Consider the following 22,283-nt stretch of genomic DNA (forward strand, 5'->3'; position numbering starts at 1 on the left):
GGTCATTTACAAATAGTTTGATAGTATTTTGTGTAAAATCTGATACCCGAATTACAACGAAACAATTATGGCAGGATTTTCCTTTTTTTCCAGGTTTGCGTTTATCTGCAATCTCTTTTTTCTGATTTGTTTATTGGTCAATCTATTTGTAGTGGTAGATCAGGCTGAAAAGCTTGGTTTTCTGGCTGATACTGCCATAGCCATGGGCATGGTATTAGCTCCGGTATTGAATATGGGAGTGAACTTATGGTTCATCGTTTTGTTGCTTGGTAAGAAAGAAATCACAGTAGCAAAATGGCTAACTGCTTTTAACTTTTTGGTATTGGTGCTTCAAATCATTTACTTCCTGAATTAATCATTATGATCACACATATTTTACGCGATAAACCCACAAAACTATTTGTCAGTATCGCTGCTTTTTTTGTGGCGAATGCATTGATTGCTGAATGTATTGGAGGTAAAATATTTTCACTGGAAAAAGTATTTGGCTTGGATCCTGCCAATCTTACTTTATTTGGACAAACCGGACTCTCTTTTAATCTTACCTGTGGTGTTTTGTTATGGCCACTTGAGTTTGTGATTACAGATATTGTGAATGAGTATTATGGTCCGCGTGCAGTAAGAAGAATCAGCTATACGGCAGTTGTTCTCATTACTTATGCGTTCATCATGTTTTATGCTGCTATGAATATTCCTCCTGCTGATTTCTGGATTACATCCAAAGAAACAGAAGGTATTGCCAATATGCAGGATGCATTTGGTGGTATATTCGGACAAGGCATGTGGATCATAGCCGGAAGTTTGATTGCTTTTTTGGTGAGTCAGATTGTTGATGTGACAGTATTTCATAAGATCAAAAAAAGAACCGGACAAAAATGGGTGTGGTTACGTGCAACGGGTTCTACCTTGGTATCTCAATTGGTGGATAGTTTTATTGTACTGTTCATTGCTTTTAAAATTGGGAATGGCTGGAGCTGGAAGCTGGTATTGGCAATATGTTTGGTCAACTATCTCTATAAGTTCAGCATGGCAATTATCTTAACGCCACTGATCTATTTCGCCGAAAACAGAATCGATCAATACCTGGGTCATGAAACTGCCAGGAAAATGAAGTTGGCTGCAATGGGGAAGGAAGAGGAGTGAGGGTGGAGGTGCAAGGTATAAGGTGCTAGGTACTAGGGATTGGTTTGATTGGTCTACATTGCAAGAGCTCCGAATTCTGTCAATGCCCTAAACCGAGTACCTATTACCTAGCACCTAGTACCCTTCCTCAACATCCCCACCACCACCTTATCAATAGGCAACGTAACACTATCGGCGGTTAATTCATTGAGTGGGATCCAGCGGAAGACTTCACTTTCGCCATTGGGGTTGCTGGTTTGTTCCGGACTGAGGTCAAAAGGTTTTGTTTTGGTTTCAAGAAGGATGGGTTCTGCTGTATGAACCTTGTAATAAATGGAAACGATTTGGTCTTTATGATTGAATGCAGAAATCTGAAAGAAGTCGCTGGTATAAAAATGTTCTCCAATCTCAACATCTAATCCGGTTTCTTCTTTGAATTCTCTTTTCAAACAATCGCGAGTGCCTTCGCCAAATTCCAATCCACCACCCGGTAATTTGGTGATATAAGCACCACGAATAAATTCATCACTCACTAAAAGACGTTGTTGGCTGTCTAACAAAATTCCGTAAACGCGAATGTTGAATAAGGGCATATTAGAACCATTTCTTTTTCATGAAGTACCAACTGATCACCACTGCAATAGCGATCGATAAACCAATGGGTACATAGAATGCATAAGGAGAATGCGCCCAAGGGATATTGTCAACATTCATGCCATACAAACTAGCCACCATTACCGGAAGGGAAAGGATAATGGTGATAGAAGTGAGGCGTTTCATCACATTATTCAAATTGTTACTGATGATGCTGGCAAATGCATCTAAAGTACTCGTAAGTATATTGGTATAAATATTCGCCATCTCCAAGGCCTGACTGGTATCAACGATTAAGTCATTAAGAAATTCTCTTTCTTCCTCATTCAAACCTAAAAAATTGGTTCGTTCCAGTTTCATCATCAGCATTTCATTACTGCGGAGTGCTGTTACGAAATACACCAAGCTTTTTTGTATACGCATTAAGTTGAGTAAATCAACATTGCTATTGCTTTCATACAAACTTGTTTCATATTGATTTCTTCTATGATTGATCTCCTTCAAAAACTCCATGAAATTCTGCACCACTTTTTCGAAAACTTTCAAGATCATCATATTCTTCTTATCCGGATGTCTTTTTTGAAAAGAGTTCAAGAATTTTTTGATTGCACCATTGTCAAAAGAGTTGACGGTTACAATTTGCGTATGTGTTAAGATGATACAGATGGGTATGGTAATATAAAAAGCATCGCTATCATTAAAGGAGTTATTCTCTGTAGGCGTTTTGATAACAACAAATCGAACATTGTCTTCAATTTCATAACGTGGACGTTCATCAATATCCAATGAATCGCGCAAGAATTCAATGGGAATATCCAAGCCCTCAGATAATTCAATAAACTCTTCTTCTTTGAAAGGAGGCACCAAGTTTACCCAAACATCTCGATCACCTTTATCGATCTCTACTGTTTGTCCGTTTATATTTTTGAAGTATTGAATCATAATTTGATCTTTGATTTTTTGATTTCTTGATCTTTGATTTTTCTTGATTTAATTATATTTTTCAATCAAGAAATCATAGATCAAAAAATCAAAGAGTTATCTCTCCTTTAAACACAAAATCAGCCGGACCGCAAAGCCAGATATTGCTGAATTGTTGGTCATTGATTTTATCAAATTCTACAGCTAGTTTTCCGCCTTTTGTTTGTATGTCAACACGGTTAAATCCTTTTTCATTGTGCGCAAATACCAATGCAGCAGCAGTTACACCGGTTCCGCAACTGAAAGTTTCATCTTCAACACCTCTTTCGTAAGTTCTAACAATGATGTGTTTGGGTTCTTGTTCTACAAAATTCACATTGATTCCTTTCGCAGCAAAATCTTTACTATTACGTATGGTTTTTCCTTCGTTGTATACATCCAGATTCATGATATCCTGAACCGTTTTGACATAATGTGGTGAGCCGGTATCAAGTACAGTATCGCCATTATAATGTGTGATATGATCCACATCTTTCATTTTCAATCGAATCCATTTTTTATCATCTATCTCAGCTTCATGTTCACCATCGGAAGCAAGAAAGCGATAGGTGTTTTTATGGATACCCATATCATATGCAAATCTTGTTAAACACCTGCCGCCATTGCCACACATGCTACTTTCGTTGCCGTCTGCATTGTAGTATTTCATTTCAAAATCATATCCTGATAATGTGTTCAGTAACATTAATCCATCAGCACCAATGCCAAATCTTCTGTCGCATAAATGATTGATTTGTGCTGTCGATAAATGGATGTCGGCATTGCGATTGTCCATGATCACAAAATCATTACCGGTTCCTTGGTATTTATAAAATTGGACTGTCATGGTCGTTATTGTGTTGCTAATGTTTCCAATGTTTTCATAATGAGTTGTTCAATTGCAGCAGCACCATCCTTACTAAATTGTTTGTTCACTCGATTGGCAACAATAGCACTTAAACTCAAGCAATGATGTCCCAATAATTTACCCAAACCATAGATGCCACTGGTTTCCATTTCAAAGTTGGTAATGCGATGGTTGCCATATTGAAAGCTCGTGAGTTGATCAACCCAATCTGTATTGAATAAACCCAATCTTAATACCCTTCCTTGCGGGCCATAAAAACCCGGACAAGTAACCGTGATACCATGATGAAAGCCTTCTACAAAATGTTTCAATACAGAAGGACTTGCAGAAGCAATATAAGGAGATGCAATATTGTTGCCCAAACCAGTGTGTTGGATGAATGCACCCAATATTTCATTTTCCTCCGGATTGTTTTTCTGCTGATAAAAATTCAAGAGATTATCAATGCCAAGTCCATGGGTACTGACTACGAAACTATCAGCAGGTATATTTGCTTGCAGTGATCCTGAAGTACCTACTCTGATGATGGTGAGTGCTGTATGAGTAGGTTTAATCGTTCTGGTATTAAAATCAATATTGACCAATGCATCTAGTTCGTTTAGTACGATATCAATATTGTCTGTTCCAATTCCGGTAGACACCACGCTGATTCTTTTTTGACCAATACGACCGGTATGGGTAACAAACTCGCGGTGTTGGAATTTGCCTTCCACCTGATCAAAATGTTTACTCACCTCACTAACACGGTCGGGGTCACCAACTGTTATAACGGTAGGAGCGATTTCTTCAGGTCTTAAGTTCAAGTGATATACAGCACCACGTTGGTTGATGATCAATTCACTTTCGGCAATACGGTTCATACTGAATAGATTCACGCGGACAAATTTCGGGTTTTCAGATTTAGAATTTTGAAATTCCTTTGATTGCTTTATTTTCGCACCCTGCTACAGATTAGGTCCTGTGGCCGAGTGGCTAGGCAGAGCTCTGCAAAAGCTTCTACAGCGGTTCGAATCCGCTCGGGACCTCCTTAGAGGGTTCAGCTACTATCTGATCCCTCTTTTTTTTTCTAACTATTTGATTTTCAATTGTAGTTTTTTTATAGGTTCCTTTATCCTTTTTCACGTAATCTGTCCCGTTAAAAACACGTAGAAAAACATCGATTTTGGAAACCTAACCCATTCATTCTTTGTTTTTATTCGAATTTTAATCTATTTCTAATATGAATCTAACTTGCTGATAATAAGAGAGTGCAAAAGTTTTAAATTTTAATTAAATAATTGATTATTAATATTATGAAAATAATAATTTATATAAATATATATTGAAATATTGTCACATTTCAGTGCCATTTCATCATTCATAGCAGAAAATTCACATTTGTTGAGAAAAAAAGTGTGCAACCACTTTGCAGTTCACCTAATAACGGTTAGTTTTGGATATCATTAACAAATGAAGACTCAGATATTCACTCCGGGAATGTCTATTTCATTTTATATTTTTTCGAACTACACTTTTTAGAATTCCATATCCGAGACAAATCGTCTTTATCCTGTGTTGCCTCATCAGACCCAATGGTGTTGATGAAACATTAAGAGTATCAATTTGAGCCTTATGCGTTTTTTTACAAGGAAAGTTTGTCAATTATCGATCTTTACATTGCTAATACTTTCTACTGCTATCACGACCTTTGGTCAAGTTACTGCTGGGGCTTTAAGCTTTGATGGTGTGAATGACAAAGTATTAGTAAAACGCAGCACAACTTCTGGTGGTGTAAATATCGGCGATCCTTCTTTCAATATTACTGATGTCATTACTATTGAAGCATGGTTGAATCCGGAAAGTGGTGGAGGCTCTAATGTGCAGACTGTATTGTCAAAATCACAAAGATTTCCTGTTTCTGCTCAGAATGGATACATTTTTCCTCGTACCAATGACAATTGGAACAATATCGCTTTCTTATTGAATTTTAATGGAATGGGATGGAAGCAGTTAACCGCTCCATATCCAGGTAAAGATAGCTGGCATCATGTTGCCGCTACCTATGATGGTGCTTTTATGCGTATCTATATTGATGGTGTGATGATGAATGAAATGGCTGTAACCGGAACCATCACTGTAAATACCAATCCTGTAACCATTGGGTACCAAAACGGTTACACCAACGAATTTTACAGAGGTAAAATAGATGAACTAAGGGTATGGAATCGAGCATTATCGGTTTGTGAAATTGATACTAATAAAGGATGTGAGCTCAAGGATGAAAACAAATTGGTTGCTTACTACAAATTCAATCAAGGCTTGCCTGGAGGTGTTTCCAATATTTTAGAAACCAAGTTAAAGGATAAGTCTATATATAAAAATGATGGAGAACTTATTGATTTTGGATTATTGTCGAATACCTCTAATTGGATTGAAGGCATCGTAAATGGTACATGCGCAAATTTTGTTCCTCCTGTGGTTACCATTGGTAGTAATAGTCTTTCTGTCGGATTAGGTGGTACTTTAGAGTTGTCTGCCGGTGGTGGAGTAAGCTATTCATGGACCGGTCCCAATGGATTTACTTCCAATCAACAAAATCCCGTCATTAATAATATAACTGCAAATGCAGCGGGACTATATACCGTGACTGTAACAACAGCTTCAGGTTGTAGTGTGCCTGCCAGTATCAATATACAAGTATCTAATCCGGCACGTGCATTGAACTTTGACGGGCTGAATGATTTTGTTTCCATTCCTCATCATGCTTCTCTGAATCCTGCTACAGGCTTAACCGTAGAAGGATGGATATATCCAACTGATGGCATTTCGCCTTCACAAAGTGTAATCGGTAAATCCACCAACCAAGTACAGGGTTATATTTTCCCACGTACAGATGACGGCTGGAAATCATTCTCTTTTTATGTGCATCTGGAAGGACAAGGCTGGTCTATCATTTCGGCTGCTTATCCAAGCATCAACGAATGGCATCATGTGGCGGCAACATATGATGGGTTTACCATGAAGATTTACTTGGATGGAGAATTAAAAGCAACCAAAGCCATCACAGGTATTATTTCGTCCAACCAAAATCCGATTACCATTGGTGCACAACCGGGTTTCAGTGGAGAATTTTTTAAAGGTAATGTAGATGAGATTCGTATTTGGAATCGTCCATTGGAAGAATGCGAAATTGATAATAACATATCTTGTCAATTAAATCCTGCCATACAAAATGGGTTGGCAGCATATTATCGGTTCAATCAGGGACTAGCAGGAGTGAATAATATTACAACGACTACTGTATCGGATATTTCAGGTAACATTAATAATGGTACTTTAACCAATTTCACGCTTACCGGAAGCAATTCTAACTGGGTAGCCGGAAATGTGAATGATGTTGTTTGTAACCAGTTCGTACCCATCGCAGCAACCGCTTCTGTAAATGGTCCTATTCTTGAAGTAGGGAATACGGTTCAATTGACTGCGAGTGGTGGAACATCTTATTCTTGGACTGGTCCTAATAATTTTACATCCAACCAGCAGAATCCTAGCATACCCAATGCGCAAACTGTGCATAGTGGCGTGTATACTGTAAGTGTATCCAATGGAGGCTGTACTTCAAATATTAATACCAAAATTACAGTTGCCTTCAAAGCAGGGTCACTGGATTTTGATGGTGTGAATGATTTGGTGACTGTTCCCGCCAATAATAGCCTCAATATCACTGATAATATCACCATGGAAGCTTGGATCTATCCTACAGATGGTACCAACATGATCCAGAATGTGATGGGCAAGTCAACAGCAGGGGATAATAACGGATATATCTTCCCTCGTACAGATGATGGCTGGAAAACCATTTCTTTCTTCTTGCACTTGAATGGACAGTGGAAAGTATTGACGGCTCAATATCCGGGTATCAACCAATGGAACCACGTATCCGCTACTTATGACGGATTTTTCATGCGTATTTATATCAATGGTGCATTGGTCGCCAGCACTGAAGCTTCCGGTAAGATTACCACCAATGGAAATAACTTGGTATTGGGTCAACAACCAGGATTTGTAGAATACTATCGTGGTAAAGTAGAAGAAGCCAGGATTTGGAATCGTACTTTGAATCAGTGTGAAGTCATCAATAACATGAATTGCGAGTTGCAAGCCCAACAAACAGGTTTAGTAGCTTATTATAAGTTCAACCAAGGGTTTGTAAATGCACCGAATACCTCTGAGAATGTTCTATTGGATGCCAGTCCAAACGGTAACAACGGTACACTCTCAAATTTTACTTTGGATGGATTAACTTCTAACTGGAGCGATTTTAAAGTAAATGGTACATGTTCTACTTATGCAGAACCACCGGTTACTGCCCAGGCCAATGCTGCAGTATTTGGAATCGGTAGTACGATTCGACTGTTTGCCAATGGCGGTAGCGCTTACACTTGGACAGGTCCTAATAATTTCTCAGCAGTTTTACCGGATCCTTTGATCTCGAATGCACAGGCCATTAATTCAGGTACTTATACGGTAGCCGTTCCATTCATTAATTGTACGATCTATAGAAGCGTTCGTTTAAATGTGACGCCATTACCGGCTGTTCAAGCCAATGGACCTACTGTTATTTGTCCGTCTTCAATAGTTAAATTGTCGATGAGTACGGTAGGAACAGCGTATCAGTGGTATAGAAATGATGAACCTATTCTTAGAGCTGATAGTTCAGTACACTCAGCCAGTCAATCCGGTTCTTACCATGTTGCCGTAACCGTGAATGGCAATATACAGGTATCAGCACCGATAGAAGTATCAGTAGTAGATAACCTGGCACCGGTACCGAATATTGCTCAGTTACCTGTTTTACAATTAACAGCACCGGCAACAGCTCCAAAACCTACGGCATCTGATAATTGCTCAGGTACTGTTTTAGCTACTTCTGTTAATCCAATTACATTTACGCAAGCGGGTACCTATACCATTACATGGACATATAATGACGGTAATGGTAACATTGCCACTCAAACACAACAGGTAGTGGTTGAAAGAAACGATATTACACCACCTGTATTGAATAATTTACCGGCGAATATTACCGTGAATTGCAATACAGTTCCTACGGCACCTGTTGTTACAGCTATTGATGATGTAGATGGTGTTGTACCGGTAACTTTATCAGAATCAAGTACCCGTAATCCGAATGTCAATAGTCCGGATCACTACTCGTATGTCATTACAAGAACATGGTCTGCTGTAGACGGAAATAATAATACTGTTACTGCTACACGTACGATTACTGTTGTTGATAATCAAGCTCCTGTTTTCGGAACCATCAATAATATCGATGTTCCTACTGCACCGAATATGGCTGGAGCAAATGTGAGTTACAGTGTGAATGCTGTGGACGGTTGTAATAGCCCGGTGGCATACACTTATAGCATACTTTCCGGTTCCTTCTTTGCAATCGGAACAGCAACGGTGAAGGTTACTGCTGCAGATGTAACCGGAAATAGAAGTACGGTTAGCTTTACAGTACGTGTGTTTGACAATCAGGCACCATCCATTACTGCACCGGCCAATTTGGTGATCAATACAAATGCAGGGGTGAACTTTGCAACCAATGTTACTTTAGGATTACCAACCGTAAGTGACAACTTAGGGTCTGGTGTAACCATCACCAATAACGCTCTCACACAATATCCACTTGGAGAAACCATTGTAACCTGGACAGCTACTGATGCTGCGGGCAATTCATCTACTGCTATACAAAAAGTAACAGTAAAAGATGCAGAAGCACCGGTATTAACAGTTCCAGCTATCGTAACAACTGTTACCAATAATAACCAAGCATTTGCAACCAATGTAGATTTAGGTACTGCTACCGCAATGGATAACAGTGGTTCAGCATTTGTTACCAATAATGCACCCGGTCAATACTTGATTGGACAAACTACCGTGATCTGGACTGCTAAGGATGCGGCTGGAAATACAACAACGGCTACACAATTGGTAATTGTAGAGGATAAACAAGCGCCGGCACTGGTTGTTCCATCCGGCTTAACTGTTAGCACAAATCCGGGTGTTAATTTTGCAACAGGTGTGAACCTCGGAAATGCCTCAGGATCTGATAATAGTGGATTGGCTGTAACGATTACCAATAACCGTCCTTCAGTTTACAATCTGGGCATTAATACCATTACATGGATTGCTAAGGATGCTGCAGGTAATATAACTACCGGTATTCAAACGGTTACTGTAGTGGATAGAGAAGAACCAACTATTGCCGGAATAACCAATATTGTAGTAGATGCACCAATAGGTTCCAATACGGCTATTGTAAGTTCATTAGGAAATCCAACCGCTACTGATAACGTTCAACTTGTTTCTTTTACAAACAATGCAACAGGGAATGTATATCCAATTGGCACAACGGCTGTTGAATGGATCGCAAAAGATGCAGCAGGCAATCAATCAACAAGTATTCAGTTGGTGATAGTTCGTGATGCCACTCCGCCGGTATTGAATGGAGTACCTGCTAATGCAAACGTTAGTTGTTCGAATATTCCTACTGCAGCAACCGTAACTGCATCTGACAACTTTGATCAGAATGTAGTGGTAGCCTTTACGCAGTCATCTACCAAAGGAACCAATCCGACTCAATCATCATTCTATAATTATGTGATCACCAGAACTTGGACAGCGAAAGATGCCGCAAATAATCAGGTGTCTGCTACCCAAACGATCACGGTTACCGATACAGAGGCACCAACCTTGGCCCAGCCTGTGAATATTGCTACAAATAGTAGAGCAGGAACCTGTGGCGCAACGATAAACTATACGGTAACTGCCACTGATAATTGTGGAAGTCCAATTACTTATACATTTAGTAAGGCTTCAGAAACAGTATTTTCTGTGGGTGTAACAACTGTAACCGTTACAGCAGCCGATGCAAGTGGAAATAGTGTATCTCGCAGCTTTACCGTTACGGTTACTGATAATCAGGCTCCGGTGATTACAGCACCTGCCAATATCAATGTAACAGTAGGAACTGCTATTAACCTAGGTACTGCTACTGCTTCTGATAATTGTGGTGTACCTGTTGTAACCAACAATGCACCTAGTACTTTCCCTGTGGGAACAACCGTTGTAACCTGGACAGCAACCGATGCTGCAGGAAATACAACAACTGCCAACCAAACTGTAACAGTACTAGCATTAACCAATTGCAGCAGTTCTATCACGGTCATTCCGGAGAACAATACATTTACAGGCGGTATTCCAAATAATATTTATCTGGGATATGGACCACAGCGAGTAACATTAAGAGCGAATGCAACAGGAGGAACTTCTTATACGTATACTTGGTCTGTTGTTTCAGGGAATGCTTCTTTAAATAGCACAACAAGTAGTCAACCGGTATTTGCACCTGCACAAGCGGGAACCTACACTTTCGAAGTTCGTGTTAGAACGCAGGAGGGTTGTGTATCTGTTAGCAGAGTTACAATTTGTGTGAAAGATATTAGAGTGAAAGATGAAGGCAATGATGATGACTGCGATCACTCATCACATAGTAACAAGGACTGTAAACATAAAGATCACAAATACCATGCTGATTGTGATCATAAGTCACATAGCAGTAAGGACTGTAAAAATAAATCAAACAAATACGGTTATGATGATGACTGCAATCACTCATCACATACTAGCAAAGACTGTAAACATAAGGATCATAAATACCATGCTGATTGCGATCACAAGTCACATAGTAGTAAGGACTGTAAAAATAAACCTTACAAGTATGATCATGATGATGATGATGACTGTGACCATAAATCACATAGTAGTAAAGATTGTAAACATAAGGATCATAAGTACCATGCTGATTGTGATCACAAATCTCATAGTAGTAAGGATTGTAAGAATAAATCGAACAAGTATGGTCATTATGACCATGATGATGAGGATGACGGAAGTCAAAAAGTTTATTTCTGTCATGTGCCTCCGGGAAATCCAAATAACCCTCAAACGCTTAGAATCAGTATCAATGCGGTTGAGTCTCATCTGAGAAATCATCCGGGTGATAAGTTGGGCTCATGTGATCAACAAGGATGTACCGAAACCATTCCGACGACTACAAAGTCAAGTATATCCATTGCAAGTGTTATTACAGAAACTGCTTCTTCACCTGTGGTGAAAAAATTAGTACCTCAGATCACTAGTGAGTCGGATCTAAAGATCAAAGTAATGGGTAACCCAAGTCGAAGCTTCTTTACCATACAGATGGAAAGTAAACACGAATTACCAGTTCAGGTTCGCGTATTCGACATCCATGGTCGTCCATTAGAGTCCAAGGCGAATCAATGGCCAAACAGTACCATACAAATTGGTCACAATCTTGGATCAGGAACTTACTATGCTGAATTCCTGCAGGGAACCCGCAGAAAATTGATTCAATTGATCAAGGTCAGATAAATCGTTTTCGTAACCCAACCTATAGAAAACTAAAGAGAAGAGCAGTTCCAATAGAACGGCTCTTTTTCTTTTGGTATACTTCACTTGGTTACTACAATTTCATCGATAGTATTGATGGTGCTTTGTAGTAAAATCTGTACAAGCATTCTGTGCACTTTGCTCAAACCCGTTATTTTGCTAGATCGATTTCTACAAATTCTTGGTTCAACATATTTGTTGATGTAAAAAAATATTTTCATTAAGCAAGTGATGCATACCTGTTTGTAGTTCCGTTTCTACCATACAAACGATCGGTACTACCTTATTTTCATCATTACCGTTATTTGTCAAAGACTGCTATTGGACTCACTTTGTCCTATCCAAACAAAGTGATATTACTCCATGCAGTTGCAGCACAAATTCATTCATCAAATCGCAAACCAGGTTCGCAAAAACCTGTTCTTTTTGCTGCTGTTGCTGATGTCGAATGGCGTGAAAGCAGATTCAACATTTACCGTTATCAAAACCAAACAAAGTCTTAGTTTAAAAGCATCATCTCTTTGTGAAAATGCCTCTTTGCAGATCAGCGGAGTTTCACCCAAAGTAGAGCAGTTGTTATGGAAGCATAACGGACAAACATTAAAAAGCAATTATACACCTGCGTTAATTCAGACAGTTGCCGGAACAGCAGTAGAAGGCACACAAGAAGATGAATTTCGTTATCCTAGTGGTATTGCAGTAGATGCAGCCGGTAATATCTATATCGCTGATCAATTCAATCATCGTGTTCAAAAATGGATACCCGGTGCCAAAGTAGGTATTACCGTTGCAGGCGGTCGTGGTCAAGGTGATGCAGCAGATCAGTTGGATTATCCTATGGGTGTAGCACTAGATCAAGAAGGCAATTTGTATGTTTCTGATGTGGCCAATCAGCGTATCCAAAAATTTTCACCCTCAAATCCTTACGGTGTTACTGTTGCCGGTGGTAACGGAAGGGGTAATAAGGCCAATCAATTCAATATGCCTTTTGGTATTTGCTTGGATAAGGAGGGTAATATTTATGTAGCAGATAATTATAACCATCGCATCCAAAAATGGATACCCGGTGCAGTAGAAGGCATTACAGTAGCAGGAGGGAAGCAGGCTGGGAATAAAGCGGATCAACTTAGATACCCTAGCAGTGTAAAAGTAGATGCACTTGGAAACCTATACATCGCTGATGCGGCAAATGATCGTGTACAACTATGGGTAAAGGATGCAAAAGAAGGAATAACAGTAGCAGGTGGCAAAAGAGGTGCAGGCGCAGATCAGTTGTATTTTCCAACTGATATTGCGATCAATGATAACGGAGATCTTTTTATTGCAGATGAAACCAATCAACGTATCCAACGTTGGAGTAAAGGTGCTAAGCAAGGTGTAACTGTTGCCGGTGGACATGGATTGGGTAAAGCCATGAATCAATTCTCTTATCCTTATGGTTTATTCATTGATGCGCAAGAGAATATTTATGTAGCAGATCAATATAACCACCGTGTTCAATTGTTTCGTAATCCCGAAGCTGCCATTAGTTATCAGTTTTCTTTCAAAGCCACTCGTCCGGGTATCTATGAAGCGGAATTATTTTACAGAGATGGCCATACAGAGAAAGTGAATCCCATTGAAATTCATGAGATCCCTGTTCTGTCTCCGATCCAAACCGCTACCAACTTTTGCAGTGGTAATGTATACCAATTGAAGCATACAGTCCAAGGCGGTCATTGGTCTGTTAAAGAGTCTGCCATAGCTACCATTGATCAACAAGGTATACTTAAAACAATGGCTCCCGGAAAAATTACAGTTACTTATCAGGTACAATCAATAGCTGGTTGTGAGAGCAGCGTTAGCCAATCATTAGCGATAGCGGCAACACCACAACTACCAACCATTGAAATACAACCCTTATTGATACAACAATCATCCAATACATTTACTCCATCCTCTCAGCTTTGTGAAGGAAGCAGCATTCAATTGAAACCAATGGGTGGAAAGGGTTATTGGTCGGTAAGTGATAGCACGATTGCTTCTTTGCATCAACAAACATTGGTTGGAAAAGCTGCAGGCACTGTTACTATTCAGTATACACTGGAAGAAAATGGATGTCAAGCAACTGCACAAACAGCATTCACTGTTACGGCTGCTCCTCCTTCTATTGAGATACACGGATATAAAAAAGTAGTAGCAGGACAAACCATTCGTTTAATGCCCGAGACCACTGGGGGAGAGTGGGTGTCTGAAAAAAATGCATACCTGGATATTGATGCAGCCGGTTTTATCAGAGGATTACAACCCGGAGTAGCGAAAGTGCGTTATCAAAAAATACATAGTTCAGGTTGCTATGCAACCGCCACAATTGATATTACTGTTCAGCCACAAGTACCCATTGTAACAGATGCTACCTACGATGCCGGGAAATTCGGCAACAATATCAATGTTGAAAAGCAGGTAACCGCTTTACCCAATGCCTCACTTCAGTTTTATACTTCTGCAGCCGCAAATCAATCTCCTATACAACCATCGGTGATCAATCAAGTAGGTACCCAAACGCTTTGGGTGGCACAAGTTGTGAATGGAGTGTCTAGTCAACGTATACCTTTCAAAGTGACCGTTTCAACTATACCTGTACCTACTACACATGATCAGCAGTTCCATATTAAAGTAATGGGAAATCCTGCTACACAATTCTTTACCGTTCAACTGAACAGTAAGCAGACGCAATTACCAATTGCAATGAAAGTAGTAGATGCGCAAGGCAGATTGATCGAGCAAAAAAATCAGTTACAAGCCAATAGCACAGTTCAATTCGGACAAAACTACAGCGCCGGGCAATATTATGTGGAGTATACCCAGGGAATACAAAGAACTGTAGTGTCTCTTCTTAAGTTGGGAGCCAATCAACAACCTGCCAGCAGTTATGCTTACAAATCTTCGCTGTACTAATACTGTTATGCTGAAGTTGTGTCTTCTTTCCTGATAGGTGCTTAACTTCGCAGCACAATTATTAACCATGAAATATTCACAGCAGATAGGAATTGTAGCTGCATTTATATTGCTCGGATTATGTTTTCTCCCTTGGACGGTTATTGAAAGTAAGGGACTTACCATTTCCGGATTTGCTGCAGAAGGAACTAGTTTTGGCCGACCCGGATTGTTTCATGTGTTCTTTTGCACCGCTGCGATTTTATTTTTCGCTATACCTCGTATCTGGACCAAACGGACCAATGTTTTTATCGGCGCTATCAATTTGGCTTGGGCCATTCGAAATTATGTATTGGTTTCCAGCTGTATGTTCGGTGAATGTCCGGTAAAACAACCCGCACTGTATGGTATTCTTGCTTGTGCCATTATTATTCAAATCATGGTACTGTTTCCGAAAATACCTGTTGTGAAAACGGAAGAATCGTAAAAAGATACAAGAAAGAAGAGACAAGGCACAAGAAAGCTTCAAGCTGCAAGCTGCAAGCCACAAGAAAGCTTCAAGCCGCAAGCTACAAGCCACAAGAAAGTTCCAGGCTACAAGCTGCAAGCCACAAGGTTAGTTCTATATATCTATGTTTTAAGTAGCCAATACACAATTTCAAATAGCGCCGGACTTCAGTCCGGCGAAAAAGAGGTGAGGCTTGTAGCTTGCAGCCTGTAGCTTTCTTGTGCCTTGTATCTTGATTCTTGAATCTTTCTTGTGCCTTGTATCTTGATTCTTGAATCTTCCTTGTGTCTTGTATTTTATTTCTTGTTTCTTTCCTCAATTTAGTTTTTTCAAAGAGTCACCGATAATCCCCACACATTCCATAATCTGCTCTTTTGTAATGATCAAGGGAGGGGCGAAGCGGATTTTGTCGCCGTGCGTGGGTTTGGCAAGGAGTCCGTTTTCTTTTAACTCCATACAAAGATCCCAGGCTGCTTCCGGATTGCTGTGTTTGATCACAATGGCATTCAATAATCCTTTACCACGAATGGTTGCTATAAAAGGTGATTGAAGTGCTGCTAGCTCCGATCTTAATATAGCACCCATGGCTTCTGCATTCTCAGCCATTCTTTCCTCTTTCAATATTGTTAATGCAGTAGTAGCAACTGCACAAGCCAATGGATTACCGCCATAGGTAGATCCATGTTCTCCGGGCTTGATATTCATCATCACTTCATCGTTTGCTAATACGGCTGATACAGGTAACACGCCACCACTCAATGCCTTTCCAAGAATCAAAATATCCGGTTTCACATTTTCATGATCACAAGCCAGCATTTTTCCGGTACGCGCCAATCCGGTTTGAATTTCATCGGCGATGAAGAGTACATTATAGGTACTACACAGTTCTCTTACTTTTGATAAATACCCTTCATCAGGTACTACTACGCCGGCTTCTCCCTGGATAGGTTCTACCATGAAAGCCGCTACATTTTTATCTTGTAATGCTTTTTCTAATGCAATGGTATCATTGTATGGAATCAACTCAAATCCGGGCATATACGGACCAAAACCTTTGTAGCTACTCGGATCATTAGAAGAGGAAATAGCGGCCAATGTTCTTCCCCAGAAATTGCCTTCTGCAAAAATGATCTTGGCTTTATTTTCTGCAACTCCCTTTTTGGTGTAAGCCCATCTGCGTGCTAATTTGATGGCGGTTTCTCCACCTTCCACACCGGTATTCATAGGTAATACTTTATCATACCCGAAAAAATCGGTGATAAATTTTGCATACTCGCCTAAAAGATTGTTGTGAAATGCACGAGAAGTAAGGGTAAGTTTTTGTGCTTGTTCTACCAAACTGGCAATGATCTTCGGGTGACAATGTCCCTGATTCACGGCGGAATAACCACTGAGGAAATCATAATATCTTTTTCCATCTACATCCCATAAAAATACACCGGCACCTTTTTCCAATACTACCGGTAGGGGATGATAATTATGTGCACCATATTGTTCTTCCAACTGCAAATACACAGCTGTATTCGCTGATACTGATTGAGTAAGCATAATAAAAGGTTTGAAATAAAATAAAGAAAGGCTTTCACAAGAAAGCATGAAAACAAAAACAATACATCCTTAGCAACAAGGATGATCGAGGAAGTCTAAATTCAGGTGCAAGAAGTGCATAATTCGTTTTCTGCTTGCAAGATACAGCTATTTCTGTGATTCTTTCAAATGCTGTTCTGTGATGATTAATGCAAAAAAATCAAAATATTTCAGTGTTTTTTCAGTGTCCTCAGTGGCAAAAAAACTTAATTTCATTATCTAACCAACTCACCATGAAAAAATTCTTCCGCGGTTTTCTCTGGACGATACTCTTGATTATTCTCAGTTTTAGTGCTTATGCATGGATCTCAGGTAAAACCTACTTGTTCACCGCTGTTCGGTACAATTTTGCCAATATCGATGACTATAAAAAATTCACGAATAATACCGTAGCGGTATCAACGGCCCAACCCTGGACCAACGCTGCGAATTACAATCAAATACCCTATCCTGATTCGCTCAATACTTTATTGGAAGAATTGAATACAGTTGGATTACTCATGATCCGAAACAATGAAGTGGTTTTCGAGAAGTATTGGAAAGGGTATAGTGACAGTTCAAAATCAGGATCCTTCTCCATGGCAAAAAGTATCACCAGTATATTGATCGGTGTAGCTTTGAAAGAAGGAAAAATAAAATCACTAGAAGAGCCGGTAGGAAATTATTTACCCGAATTCAAAGAAGGGGATAAAGCAGCAGTACGCATCATTGATGTATTAACCATGAGTAGCGGAACCGATTGGAATGAATCGTATTGGAACTTATTCTCTGTTACTTCTGAAGCTTATTACGGAACAGATGTGTATGCAACTGCTACCGGTGTTAAGATGAAAGACAAACCAGGAACTGTTCATTCTTATAAAAGTGGAGATACACAATTATTAGGATTAATACTGGAAAAAGCTACCGGACAAAGTCTCAGCGATTATACTGCTGAAAAACTTTGGAAACCATTGGGTGCTGAACATCCTGCTTTATGGAGTACCGATAAAGAAAATGGACATATCAAAGCCTATTGTTGTTTTAACTCCAATACGCATGATTTTGCGCGAATTGGTAAGTTGATGTTGGATAGCGGTAAATGGCATGGAACACCCATCATTGACAGCACTTATTGGGCTCATTCTATTCAACCTTGTGGTATTACAGATTTAAAAGGTGTTGCTTGTGATTATTATGGTTACCAATGGTGGATCGACCCGCTGAATCCTGAAATTTTCTATGCAAGAGGTATCCTCGGACAATACATTATCGTGATCCCTTCCAAACAAACCATCATCGTTCGCCTCGGCGAAAAAACCTCCAAAATCAGAGAACGAACCGTGCCGAAGGAAGTGAGAGGGTTGATTGAGTGGGGGAAGGGGAGTTTGTAGTTGATAGTTGACAGTTGACAGGAAGAAAACCGCCTTTTACTGTCAACTAACAACTATCAATCAACTTCTCTGTCAACTGTCAACTTTAATCTATTTTCGCATCCAAACATCAACCCTTGTCAGTTCCCCACGTTGCGATTGTTATCTTAAATTATAATGGGAGAAAGCATTTAGAGACTTTTCTTCCTTCCGTGATCGCGTCTACCTACTCCAACAAATCTGTGATTGTAGCGGATAATGCTTCTACGGATGGGTCGATGGATTTGGTGAAACATTTATTTCCTTCAGTCGAATGCTTGTACAATCTTACCAATGAAGGTTTTGCAGGTGGTTATAACTGGGCATTGAAATTGGTAAAGGCAGATTATTATGTTTTGCTCAATTCTGATGTGGAAGTAACACCCGGATGGATTGAACCGATCATTGAATTGATGGAAAAAGACGCCAAGATCGCGGCCTGTCAACCTAAACTCTTGTCGTATCATCAACCGCAACTTTTTGAATATGCCGGTGCTGCCGGTGGATGGATCGATCATCTTGGTTACCCTTTTTCTCGTGGAAGGATATTTGATGTTTGTGAGGAGGATAATGGACAATACAACCAACCCGAACTTGTTTTTTGGGCTTCCGGGGCGGCCATGTTTGTGAGGGCTTCGGTATATCATGAAATGGGTGGATTGGATGCCGGATTTTTTGCCCATCAGGAAGAAATTGACCTTTGCTGGCGGATGCAATTAGCGGGATATACGATCATGAGTTGTCCGACTTCAGTTGTTTATCATGTTGGGGGAGGAACTTTACCCAGGGGTGGACGAAAAGTGTTTTTGAATTTCAGGAACAATTTGTTGATGTTGAATAAGAATCTACCATTCCATGAAAAACTGTGGAAATTACCGGTACGATTTGGACTGGATGCTATTTCTGCATGGAAGGGGTTGTTAAACGGGGATCGGGCATTTTTTATGGCGATCATGCAAGCACATTGGGCGGTAGTAAAGATCTGGTTCATGGGAAAATCGGAAAAAAATCATCGGGTGAAAAAGCCCATGAAATCACTGCAGGGCGTGTATTCCGGAACCATTGTTTGGGAGTATTTTATCAACAAACGCACCCGTTTTCAGGAAATTATTCGCAGAAAGATTTTATAATAAGTTGTACTGCCTTATTTTTGCACAGCAATTCAAAATTATGTCGAACGAACAACAAGCCGCACAAGAAAAAGACTTTACCAGGAACTGGGTAAATTCATCACGTTTTCTTTTCTATCTGCAAGTGTTTTGTATCCTTGCTTTTGTATTGGGTGGATGTTATCGTCTGTACAACCAGCGCTACAAAGGGAAGCCTGATGTAGAAGTACAGAGCAGCAGTAAGTATACGCCTGAGTACAAATAAAAAATCAACAAAAATTTTGTCAGGAGCTGTAGAATCCTATTTTTGCACTCCCGATTTAGTTCTTATATCGATTGCGGAAGTAGCTCATTTGGTAGAGCACGACCTTGCCAAGGTCGGGGTGGCCGGTTCGAGCCCGGTCTTCCGCTCAGCAATCCCGTCCGTCATGCGTGACGGGATTTTTTTTACCACTGCCCTGGTGGTGGAACTGGTAGACACGCAGGACTTAAAATCCTGTTCGCCGAAAAAGCGAGTGCGGGTTCGATTCCCGCCTGGGGCACCAAAAGTCGTTCATGAATTGAGCGACTTTTTTATTTTAGTAATTCGTCTTACAAGTGAGTAGATCATTCAACTTAGTATCTACTTTACATATTTACCCCGTCACCAATATCCTTGCAGTACTAGCATATTTAACCGGTTGAATGCTTCCGGTTAAATCTGGTTCTCCCATTTCAATGCCAATTGCACCAACCCATGTAATACCTGCATCTTCTTTTAGGTCTGTATTTTCCAGTTGGAGATTCATGCAATGCGCAGGTACTGTTTTTTTGGCCATCATCCAGTCGCTGAAAACAGTGGTTGATGGTAAATCCTTTGTATAAAGGATAGATGGGTATTTGATCTGGTCAGCATAAACATCTTGAATGGCTGCCAGCGAAGCGATGATTCTGTAATAAGGCTTTTGCCAAGGAAGCTGAAAATTAAAACCGGGTAATAACTCACCGATCTGTATGTGCAGCGCTGTTTTTTCCCTAAGCAATGTGGCAACAGGTCTTTGCTTCCATACCGAATCAAACAAATGTCTTTTGGTAAATGGCAGCGAAGTGAGCGCCTCTTTGTGCATCGAAAAAAGAACGGGTCTTTCCCCATGTGGATGTACAGTATCTTTTTTTTGCAGAATTTTACAAAAGCCTTGTAGCACAGGGGTCATATTCTGATCGGTTAATCGCATTATGATCGGAAGCGCTGTTCTTACCATTTTACCTGCCCGCGCACAAATGGCAAATTCTGCACTGTTCCGTCTCATGGCCGCATACTGGGGCTCTTTTTGATAAGCACCTTTTGTGATAAAGGCTTTTCTACGCACAATGGTTTTATCGCTGCCTTTCATTTGATAGGCAACCAGTTCATCAATGGTACCCGTGTACCGTAGCGGTCCATGTAGTGTTGGCATGTTCTGGCGTTTATCTCAGTAAGATATAAAAATATTATCATATTTACAAGTACTTTATTAAACTATTTTATCATATTCTTATCGCATATTTATATAGATTGGGGATAAGTATGCGATAACAACGCGATAATAACGCGACAACTACGCGACAACCTATGTATTCAAGTCCGATAATAACGAATCATATAAAGAATACTTTAACGATCACCAGTATGCAAATTCGGGCAACATGCATTCTATGGGAAAGATAAACTATGGCCAATTTTTCGAAGTACGGGTGTTGTATGTTGCTTTTGCTGATTTTTTTGAATGCTGCTATGACACAGTCTGATTTTTATGGGCGGCTGGCAGATTCGGCGTACACATTAACCTGTCAAAAAGTGCTGTATGATCTTTCTTATTTCCGTATCAATTATCCCATGGGAGATGTGCCTGCTGATAAAGGCGTTTGCACTGATGTTGTGATTCGTGCTTATCGCAAAATGGGTATTGATCTGCAAAGAGAAGTACATGAAGATATGCGCCGGAATTTTCAGTTCTATCCTAACTATTGGGGATTGAAAACAACAGATCGGAATATCGATCATCGAAGAGTTCCCAACCTGATGTATTTCTTTTCGCGTAACGGTATGGTGCTGCCGATTTCGAGGAGTGCAGCTGATTATCGTGCAGGGGATATTGTTTGCTGGCAATTACCAAGAGGAATGAAACATATTGGCATGATTGTGCATCAAAAATCAAAAGACCAACAGCGGTCATTGGTGATTCATAATATCGGAGCCGGACAAGTGATGGAAGATATGTTGTTCACTTATCCTATTATTGGACATTATCGATATGAACAATAGCTCATAAAGATAAATGCAGGATGGGATAATCATTGCCTTGTGCATCTTTTTCACTTCTACCGATTTGTTTGAAACCCATTTTCAGATAAAATCCAACCGCTTGTTCATTTTGCTCATTCACATCAACGGCATTGGTCTGTAAAGTTTGAATAGCAAATTCAGTCAGTTGTTTTCCGATGCCTTTGCCGCGAGTATTGGGATCTAAGAACAGCATCTCAATCTTTTGTTCTGCTACTCCCACAAAGCCAACAATTTTTCCTGCTTCGTCTTTAGCACAATACAATTGCACCATCGATAAGAAAATTGTCTCCACTTGATCTCTCCATTGTTCGGTAAAATCATCGGGCAAAAAATGATGAGTTGCTTTCACAGAAGTTTGCCATAGATCTGTGATCTCTTTATAGTCAGACGGTAAAGCAGCGACGATCATCATACAACTAAAATTAAGAGACTATCCAATTCCAAACAAAAACCAATATAAACG

16 protein-coding genes and 3 tRNA genes are annotated in these 22,283 nt (G+C 40.0%); 12 read left to right on the top strand and 7 right to left on the bottom strand.

The genetic code is table 11. The features are described from left to right. Positions 1-67 precede the first annotated feature (67 nt). Both ACTIEV_RS04380 and ACTIEV_RS04385 read left to right on the top strand, forming a co-directional pair. Positions 68-355: a hypothetical protein gene (locus ACTIEV_RS04380; RefSeq protein WP_322195913.1), complete on the top strand. Its 288-nt coding sequence runs from the start codon at positions 68-70 to the stop codon at positions 353-355. A gap of 5 nt (positions 356-360) precedes the next feature. Then, the gene (locus ACTIEV_RS04385) at positions 361-1,143 is read left to right on the top strand and encodes a queuosine precursor transporter (protein WP_322195914.1); all 783 of its coding nucleotides are present in this window, start codon (positions 361-363) and stop codon (positions 1,141-1,143) included. Positions 1,144-1,250: 107 nt separating this feature from the next. Here ACTIEV_RS04385 and ACTIEV_RS04390 read toward each other — a convergent pair whose 3' ends face one another. From ACTIEV_RS04390 to ACTIEV_RS04405, 4 genes are all read right to left on the bottom strand, one after another. After that, positions 1,251-1,715, bottom strand: a complete 465-nt coding sequence (locus tag ACTIEV_RS04390; RefSeq protein ID WP_439516194.1) for an NUDIX domain-containing protein — start codon at positions 1,713-1,715, stop codon at positions 1,251-1,253. Position 1,716: 1 nt separating this feature from the next. Next, positions 1,717-2,658: a magnesium transporter CorA family protein gene (locus tag ACTIEV_RS04395; RefSeq protein WP_178889500.1), complete on the bottom strand. Its 942-nt coding sequence runs from the start codon at positions 2,656-2,658 to the stop codon at positions 1,717-1,719. Positions 2,659-2,746: 88 nt separating this feature from the next. Beyond that, positions 2,747-3,523 carry a diaminopimelate epimerase gene (gene dapF, locus ACTIEV_RS04400; protein WP_322195917.1) on the bottom strand — a complete coding sequence of 259 codons (777 nt, stop codon included), beginning with the start codon at positions 3,521-3,523 and terminating at the stop codon, positions 2,747-2,749. A gap of 5 nt (positions 3,524-3,528) precedes the next feature. After that, the gene (locus ACTIEV_RS04405; RefSeq protein ID WP_322195918.1) at positions 3,529-4,404 is read right to left on the bottom strand and encodes a nucleoside phosphorylase; all 876 of its coding nucleotides are present in this window, start codon (positions 4,402-4,404) and stop codon (positions 3,529-3,531) included. A gap of 94 nt (positions 4,405-4,498) precedes the next feature. Between ACTIEV_RS04405 and ACTIEV_RS04410 the strand changes: the two genes are divergently transcribed. The 4 genes from ACTIEV_RS04410 (at position 4,499) to ACTIEV_RS04425 (ending at position 15,407) form a co-directional block, all read left to right on the top strand. Next, positions 4,499-4,569: transfer RNA gene (locus tag ACTIEV_RS04410), tRNA-Cys, on the top strand. Positions 4,570-5,155: 586 nt separating this feature from the next. Beyond that, on the top strand, positions 5,156-11,986 hold the full coding sequence (locus ACTIEV_RS04415) for a LamG-like jellyroll fold domain-containing protein (RefSeq protein WP_322195919.1): 6,831 nt from the start codon (positions 5,156-5,158) through the stop codon (positions 11,984-11,986). 381 nt (positions 11,987-12,367) lie between these two features. Further along, the gene (locus ACTIEV_RS04420) at positions 12,368-14,941 is read left to right on the top strand and encodes a hypothetical protein (RefSeq protein WP_439516195.1); all 2,574 of its coding nucleotides are present in this window, start codon (positions 12,368-12,370) and stop codon (positions 14,939-14,941) included. 67 nt (positions 14,942-15,008) lie between these two features. Next, positions 15,009-15,407 carry a hypothetical protein gene (locus ACTIEV_RS04425; RefSeq protein WP_439516196.1) on the top strand — a complete coding sequence of 133 codons (399 nt, stop codon included), beginning with the start codon at positions 15,009-15,011 and terminating at the stop codon, positions 15,405-15,407. Positions 15,408-15,743: 336 nt separating this feature from the next. Here the strand turns inward: ACTIEV_RS04425 and rocD are convergent, their stop codons facing one another. Further along, positions 15,744-16,976: an ornithine--oxo-acid transaminase gene (gene rocD / locus ACTIEV_RS04430; protein WP_439516197.1), complete on the bottom strand. Its 1,233-nt coding sequence runs from the start codon at positions 16,974-16,976 to the stop codon at positions 15,744-15,746. A 272-nt stretch (positions 16,977-17,248) separates the two neighbouring features. Here rocD and ACTIEV_RS04435 point away from each other — a divergent pair, with 272 nt between their 5' ends. The 5 genes from ACTIEV_RS04435 (at position 17,249) to ACTIEV_RS04455 (ending at position 20,060) form a co-directional block, all read left to right on the top strand. Next, positions 17,249-18,388 (top strand): serine hydrolase domain-containing protein, encoded by a 1,140-nt coding sequence (locus tag ACTIEV_RS04435; RefSeq protein ID WP_439516198.1) that lies wholly within the window; start codon positions 17,249-17,251, stop codon positions 18,386-18,388. Positions 18,389-18,504: 116 nt separating this feature from the next. Then, on the top strand, positions 18,505-19,536 hold the full coding sequence (locus ACTIEV_RS04440; protein WP_439516199.1) for a glycosyltransferase family 2 protein: 1,032 nt from the start codon (positions 18,505-18,507) through the stop codon (positions 19,534-19,536). Between the two features lie 40 nt (positions 19,537-19,576). After that, a complete protein-coding gene (locus tag ACTIEV_RS04445) occupies positions 19,577-19,780 on the top strand; it encodes a hypothetical protein (protein ID WP_178889509.1) in 204 nt (67 codons plus the stop codon). A 73-nt stretch (positions 19,781-19,853) separates the two neighbouring features. Further along, positions 19,854-19,926 (top strand) — tRNA-Gly (locus ACTIEV_RS04450). 44 nt (positions 19,927-19,970) lie between these two features. Beyond that, a tRNA-Leu gene (locus ACTIEV_RS04455) sits at positions 19,971-20,060 on the top strand. 90 nt (positions 20,061-20,150) lie between these two features. Here ACTIEV_RS04455 and ACTIEV_RS04460 read toward each other — a convergent pair. Continuing rightward, complete coding sequence (locus ACTIEV_RS04460) at positions 20,151-20,951, bottom strand: hypothetical protein (protein ID WP_439516200.1); 801 nt, start codon at positions 20,949-20,951, stop codon at positions 20,151-20,153. 254 nt (positions 20,952-21,205) lie between these two features. Here ACTIEV_RS04460 and ACTIEV_RS04465 point away from each other — a divergent pair, with 254 nt between their 5' ends. Next, positions 21,206-21,799 (top strand): DUF1287 domain-containing protein, encoded by a 594-nt coding sequence (locus tag ACTIEV_RS04465; RefSeq protein WP_439516201.1) that lies wholly within the window; start codon positions 21,206-21,208, stop codon positions 21,797-21,799. A 1-nt stretch (position 21,800) separates the two neighbouring features. On the opposite strand, the gene ACTIEV_RS04470 is transcribed toward ACTIEV_RS04465, so the two are convergent. After that, a complete protein-coding gene (locus ACTIEV_RS04470; RefSeq protein ID WP_439516202.1) occupies positions 21,801-22,232 on the bottom strand; it encodes an acetyltransferase in 432 nt (143 codons plus the stop codon). Positions 22,233-22,283: the final 51 nt, after the last annotated feature.

Source organism: Sediminibacterium sp. (genome assembly GCF_051861365.1).
Classification (GTDB): Bacteria; Bacteroidota; Bacteroidia; order Chitinophagales; family Chitinophagaceae; genus Sediminibacterium.

Coding starts and splice junctions, on each gene's coding strand:
- ACTIEV_RS04395 (WP_178889500.1), bottom strand. CDS start 2,658: ATGATTCAATACTTCAAAAATATAAACGGACAAACAGTAGAGATCGAT.
- ACTIEV_RS04445 (WP_178889509.1), top strand. CDS start 19,577: ATGTCGAACGAACAACAAGCCGCACAAGAAAAAGACTTTACCAGGAAC.
- rocD (WP_439516197.1), bottom strand. CDS start 16,976: ATGCTTACTCAATCAGTATCAGCGAATACAGCTGTGTATTTGCAGTTG.
- ACTIEV_RS04380 (WP_322195913.1), top strand. CDS start 68: ATGGCAGGATTTTCCTTTTTTTCCAGGTTTGCGTTTATCTGCAATCTC.
- ACTIEV_RS04470 (WP_439516202.1), bottom strand. CDS start 22,232: ATGATGATCGTCGCTGCTTTACCGTCTGACTATAAAGAGATCACAGAT.
- ACTIEV_RS04460 (WP_439516200.1), bottom strand. CDS start 20,951: ATGCCAACACTACATGGACCGCTACGGTACACGGGTACCATTGATGAA.
- dapF (WP_322195917.1), bottom strand. CDS start 3,523: ATGACAGTCCAATTTTATAAATACCAAGGAACCGGTAATGATTTTGTG.
- ACTIEV_RS04420 (WP_439516195.1), top strand. CDS start 12,368: ATGCAGTTGCAGCACAAATTCATTCATCAAATCGCAAACCAGGTTCGC.
- ACTIEV_RS04385 (WP_322195914.1), top strand. CDS start 361: ATGATCACACATATTTTACGCGATAAACCCACAAAACTATTTGTCAGT.
- ACTIEV_RS04465 (WP_439516201.1), top strand. CDS start 21,206: ATGGCCAATTTTTCGAAGTACGGGTGTTGTATGTTGCTTTTGCTGATT.
- ACTIEV_RS04405 (WP_322195918.1), bottom strand. CDS start 4,404: ATGAACCGTATTGCCGAAAGTGAATTGATCATCAACCAACGTGGTGCT.
- ACTIEV_RS04390 (WP_439516194.1), bottom strand. CDS start 1,715: ATGCCCTTATTCAACATTCGCGTTTACGGAATTTTGTTAGACAGCCAA.
- ACTIEV_RS04435 (WP_439516198.1), top strand. CDS start 17,249: ATGAAAAAATTCTTCCGCGGTTTTCTCTGGACGATACTCTTGATTATT.
- ACTIEV_RS04425 (WP_439516196.1), top strand. CDS start 15,009: ATGAAATATTCACAGCAGATAGGAATTGTAGCTGCATTTATATTGCTC.
- ACTIEV_RS04415 (WP_322195919.1), top strand. CDS start 5,156: ATGCGTTTTTTTACAAGGAAAGTTTGTCAATTATCGATCTTTACATTG.